Consider the following 553-nt stretch of genomic DNA (forward strand, 5'->3'; position numbering starts at 1 on the left):
ACCATCATTAATACCATCATCATCGGTATCAGGATTAGTGGGATCGGTGCCAAGCTCAACTTCTTCGTCATTGGTGAGCCCGTCATCATCCTGGTCACAAGGCCCGGCAGTAGCATCTGGATCACATGGATCAAGCGGATCGGAACCATTGTCAACTTCATCGCCATCATTAATACCATCACCGTCTGTATCAGGATTTGTAGGATCGGTGCCAAGGTCAGTTTCCTCATCATTAGTGAGGCCGTCTTCATCCTGGTCACAAGGCCCGGCAGTTGGATCTGGATCACAAGGATCTAACGGATCAGAACCATTGTCTACTTCATCCCCGTCATTAATACCATCATCATCGGTATCCGGATCGGTAGGATCAGTGCCAATTTTAGCTTCTTCATCATTGGTAAGCCCATCCTCATCCTGGTCACAAGGTCCGGCAGTAGGATCTGGATCACAGGGATTTAAGGGATCGGAACCATTACCCACTTCATCGCCATCATTAATACCATCACCGTCTGTATCAGGATTGGTAGGATCGGTGCCAATGTCAGTTTCCTCA

The 553-nt window shown here is 48.3% G+C and carries 1 pseudogene; it reads right to left on the bottom strand.

The features are described from left to right. A pseudogene (locus RM553_RS19605) lies at nucleotides 1–553 on the bottom strand (hypothetical protein); the annotation flags it as partial.

This window comes from Autumnicola tepida (assembly GCF_031846485.1).
Taxonomy (GTDB): Bacteria; Bacteroidota; Bacteroidia; order Flavobacteriales; family Flavobacteriaceae; genus Autumnicola; species Autumnicola tepida.